Genomic DNA, 4881 nt, shown 5'->3' on the forward strand with positions numbered 1-4881 from the left:
CATAAAAATTCAAGAATAAAAGCAGACAGTGATTTAATCAGCGCTTCTCTAATGGGCAGAATGCCTTTCATGCCATATGACACTGAAAGTAAATCCCGCAACGCTGACTTTATAAGTATTGCCCATGGCAATCCACCACCCTCAGCCCGGTAGGGCTGCTGCCCCCTGAGCGGAGCGACGCACAAATCATAGTGATTCGTCTCCCCTGTGGGGACACAACCCTTCTACACAACCCGCGGCGAAAGCCGCGCCCCCTTTTTTAGATTTGCGGCGTCAGCCGCCACCACCACCCTCTGAACCTTCTGAACCCTTTGAACCTTAAAAAACCGGCCAAAGCCGGTTTTTTCCATTTACAGCATATCTTTTTTCCAGAGGATGAAGGTGGCCACCATGGTGACCAGGATGCCTATGAGGATGACTTCCGCAAATCCCAAAGGTGCGTCGGCCCAGGGGACGGGGACGTTGATGCCCCAGAGGCTGAATATCAATGTAGGGATGGCCAGGATGATGGTGACGGAGGTGAGGAATTTCATGATCTGGGACAGGCGGTTGGAGATGATGGAGGAGAAGGAGTCCATCATGGACATGAGAATGTTGGTATAGATTTCCGCCATTTCCAATGCCTGTTTGTTTTCGATGATAACGTCTTCCAGCAGGTCCTCGTCTTCCTCGTACATTTTGAGGAGGGAGTGGAGGGGGCTGTTCCTGAGACGCATGAGGCGTTCCATCACGTTTTCATTGGCGTGAAGGGCGAAGTTGAAGTAGGTCAGGGATTTCTGCAGTTCCAGCATACGGAAGAGTTCCTTGTTCTGCAGGGATTTCCGGACCTGGGTTTCGATGACGTCGGTCTGTTTGTAAATCTGCTGCAGGAAGAACAGGAAGGAAGAGGATGCCTGGGAGAGGATCTGGAAGAGGAAACGGGTTTTCTTGTATGTCTGGAAGGAGGTGAAGGAGTTGTTCAGGAATTTCTGGATCACCGAATTGTTTTCCAGGCACACGGTGACGAAGAACTGGCGGGTGATGAAGATACCCAGCGGCAGGGCGTCGTAGGCGTCTGTTTCCAGTACCACCGGCGTATTCACTACGACGAAGATGTAGTCGTCTTCCAGCTCCACGTGGGAACGTTCTTCTCTATCCAGCGCGGTCTGCAGGGAGTCAACGGGAATGCCGGTGAGTTCGTTCAGCTTGTTTAGTTCTTCCGTATCCGGGGCGGCGCAGTTGATCCAGGAGCCTTTCTCCAGCTGCTCCAGCGGTACCTCGCAGAGGATGTGGTTTTCGTTGTGTTTGTAAGCTCGAAGCATGGCGCGCCCCCTTTCTTTTTCTACCTATTTTACTATAGTCAGAAATGGCGGTTCTGTCAATGAAATTGTGGTGACAGGGGGAGGCGGCAGCATTCCCCAAAGAGAGCTGCGGCGGCTGTCGGCTGTCAGCTTTCGGTTTTTTTGGCAGGAGTCATTATCGACAGGTACCAAGATTCTTCGCTTCGCTCAGAGTGACTTGTCCGGCGGGAGGCAGCGGTGTCATTTCTGTATTTTTTCACAGCCCCTGTCAAACCTTCCGGCCCGGCGGGCCGGTCAATCTTAAGAACCTTTTCCATCACAACTCACGGCCGGGGGCTCCTTTGCTGCCTGCGGCACCACCTTTCCTCCGCAGGCGGGGCACCATCAGAATGGGGGCGGCCCTCACAGCTCCGGCAGTTCCCTTCCTTCCAGTGTCCTTCTGACCAGACGGATATGTTTGTCCACCGTTTCCACATTCCATTCTGTTTCCAGCATTTCATCTCCTGAAAGGCGGAGGACGCATTTTCCTTTGTCTCCGGTGAAGAAGCTTTCGATGGCGTCTATGCGAACGTAGCCCAGGGTCGGGGGTTTTCGGGCGAGGCGGATCTGTACGAAGATGGTGCCGTCGTTTAAGAGGACGCCGGTGCCTCGGCGGCGGTGGAAGAGTTTCCGGCAGGCCCGGTTGTCATTGCCCATGAAGGCGGCCATGGTGTTCATGTATCGTTCTACGCTGCAGAAACGGCGGCAGTGGCGGCCGTCGTCGTAGACCACCATGCAGCCCTGGGTGGGGCCGTTCATGATGGGGATGAGTGCTTTAATCTGTGATGATTCCATAATCCCTCCTGTATGAAATGATTTCTTTTTCTGTTCCGCGGGGCATGGCGGGAAGAGCTGCTGGAAGCTCTTTATCACCCTCCAATGAGAACATGAGTTCTTTGTGGATTATACAAGAACTGATGTTTGAAATCAAGGGCGCTGCCATGGATTTCCTGTCTTTGGCATTCATTTCATGGGCATGTATCTGTAAAATGGATAAAAACGGAGGAAATCGATGAAAAACAGATATAAATCGCCATATTGCAATTTCAAAATGGTAGTGTATAATTTGATTAAGTCACTTTTCTGCAGGAATTCAGACAACGCAGGGTGATGGAGAAATGTACGGGAGGCCGTACCATATTGGTGGATGATGTACACTGAAAAATGAGAGCCCCAAGGGCCCTCTGCCGAAGGAGTAATACTATCAGGCGTTCAGAAGAACACGAAACTGTGTACGGACACATCTCTGGAGAGTCCCATTCGATTGGGCGCCGAAGGTGTAAAGGAATTTCACCCGTAGAAATTCCGAATCTCTCAGGCAAAAGGACAGGGCTGGCACATGGGTAACTCCCGTGTTTTCTGTTACGCCAGCTTCAGCCTCTTTTGAGCCTGAGTGCGGCGATTTTTTGTTTATAACAACAATACGGGAAACAAGGGGGACATGATTATGGACATGGCACAGATGAATCAACTTGTAGGTACTATTGACGGGTTCGTATGGGGGCCTGTCATGCTGATTCTGCTGGTAGGCACGGGCATTTATATGACCGTAAGCCTCCGTTTCCTCACCTGGAGGAATCTTCCCTATGCGCTGAAGAGTGTATTCGGCCATGATGCCCGCACCACCAGCCGGGGCAGCGGCGACGTTTCGCCTTTCTCCGCTCTGATGACCGCCCTGGCTGCCACCATCGGCACCGGCAATATCGTCGGCGTGGCTACCGCCATGTTTGCCGGCGGCCCCGGCGCCCTGGTATGGATGTGGCTTTCCGCCTGCTTCGGACTGTCCACCAAGTTTTCCGAATGTATGCTGGGCTTCAAGTACCGTGAAGTGAATGCGAAGGGTGAAATGAAGGGCGGCCCCATGTTCACCATGAAGAACGGCTTCAAGAACCGGAGAGCCGGCCTCATCATGGGCACTCTCTTTGCCTTCTTCGCCGTTATCGCTTCCTTCGGCATCGGCAATATGACCCAGGCGAACTCTATCAGCACCGCTGTGGAAACTACCTTCGGTATTTCCACCACCATCGTAGGCGCCGTGCTTACGGTGCTCACCCTGGCTGTCATCGTAGGCGGTATTACCTCCATTTCTAAAGTTTCTTCCGTTGTCGTTCCCGGCATGGCTGCTTTCTACATCCTGGCAGGCCTGCTCTGCATTGTTATCAATTATGAAAATATTCCCCACGGTCTTTACCTCATCCTTATGATGGCCTTCGATCCTTCCGCCGTGGAAGGGGGCGTGGTAGGCACTATCACCGTGTCTGTCATGAATGCAGTCCGCTTCGGCGTGGCCAGAGGCTGCTTCTCCAATGAAGCAGGCCTGGGCTCCGCAGCCATTTCCGCCGCTGCTTCCACCACCGATCGTCCTGCCAGACAGGGTTATATTTCCATGACCGGTACCTTCATCGATACCATCGTAGTATGCACCATCACCGGCCTCACCATCGCTTCCTCCGGCGTCCTGGGCACCGTGGGCGCTGACGGCAAGCCCCTGACCGGCGTAGGTCTTACCATGGCCGCTTTCTCCACCCACCTGGGAGTGGCGGGCAGCTACATCGTCTCCATCGGCATTATCCTCTTCGCCTTCTCCACCATCCTGGGCTGGGAATACAACGGAGAAAAGGCCTGGGAATACCTCTTCGGCACCCATAAATACAACATTATTTACCGCGTAGCCTTCTCCCTTGTGGTATTCGTAGGCGCCACCCAGACCCTGGATCTGGTATGGAACCTCTCCGATATTGCCAACGCCCTCATGGCTATCCCGAACCTCATCTCCATCCTTGTCCTCTCTCCTGTGATTAAGGAAGAAGTCTTCTCCTTCCAGCAGGTGATTCAGCAGGAAAAAGCAGGAAAAAAAGCACTGGCCCGGGAAACGGCCAATGAATCGGTGAAAATCTGATATCCTGATGTGAAATCAAAACCCCGGCTTTCCGCCGGGGTTTTGTGCCGTCTGCATGGGGGGGGGTATAATGGCAGGAAGGTGCGGAAGGGGGCTGGACTGGTGGGATGGTGTGCCGGTGAGCTGGTGGGATTGCTGCCGGCTATCTGCTGTCGGCTGACCGACTTGGTGGGCGCCCCTTTATGGACACGCCCTGCGGGCGTGAAGGTTCAGAGGGTAGTGATAGGCGCCCTTAAATAATGAAGGGCGCCAGTTTGTATAAAACCATACAACCGCGACTGCGGCGCGTGAAAATGGGGCCCCCTTTGGTGGCTGCGCCACCACCTTTACCCAAAGGGAAGCATGTCACTGGATTTTCGGGTCGCTTCGCTCCCCTGCATCCACTGCTGTCACTGACTCACTGGATTCTCAGGTCGCTTCCGCTCCCTTACGAATCCAGTTCGCTGATGCAACTCCAGTTCCTTTGCCACCCCGCAGGAAGGGGCACAACAACCCGTGCTTTATTTAGAGCAACTTTTGATGGTAAAGCTTCGCGAAGCTTTATTGTCCCACCGCTCCGCGGTGGCAAGGGAACACGATTCGTAAGGGAGCAAAGCGACCTGAGAATCGTGTGACACGCTTCCCAGCGGGGCGGGAAGGTGGTGCCGTAAGGCACCAAAGGGG

General features: G+C 53.7%; 3 protein-coding genes and 1 riboswitch. Of the genes, 1 reads left to right on the top strand and 2 read right to left on the bottom strand.

Translation table 11 applies throughout. The annotated features are described in order from the left end of the window. Positions 1-350: 350 nt before the first annotated feature. Together B2Y11_RS00620 and B2Y11_RS00625 are read right to left on the bottom strand one after the other, a co-directional pair. Positions 351-1301 carry a magnesium transporter CorA family protein gene (locus tag B2Y11_RS00620; protein WP_291054773.1) on the bottom strand — a complete coding sequence of 317 codons (951 nt, stop codon included), beginning with the start codon at positions 1299-1301 and terminating at the stop codon, positions 351-353. A gap of 381 nt (positions 1302-1682) precedes the next feature. Beyond that, the gene (locus tag B2Y11_RS00625) at positions 1683-2114 is read right to left on the bottom strand and encodes a hypothetical protein (RefSeq protein ID WP_291054775.1); all 432 of its coding nucleotides are present in this window, start codon (positions 2112-2114) and stop codon (positions 1683-1685) included. A 441-nt stretch (positions 2115-2555) separates the two neighbouring features. Next, positions 2556-2659: riboswitch (glycine riboswitch) on the top strand. A 107-nt stretch (positions 2660-2766) separates the two neighbouring features. On the opposite strand from B2Y11_RS00625, the gene B2Y11_RS00630 reads away from it, so the two are divergent. Then, positions 2767-4218, top strand: a complete 1452-nt coding sequence (locus B2Y11_RS00630; RefSeq protein WP_291054778.1) for an alanine/glycine:cation symporter family protein — start codon at positions 2767-2769, stop codon at positions 4216-4218. Positions 4219-4881 lie beyond the last annotated feature (663 nt).

The organism is Dialister sp. UBA1703 (genome assembly GCA_002320515.1).
Taxonomy (GTDB): Bacteria; Bacillota; Negativicutes; order Veillonellales; family Dialisteraceae; genus Dialister.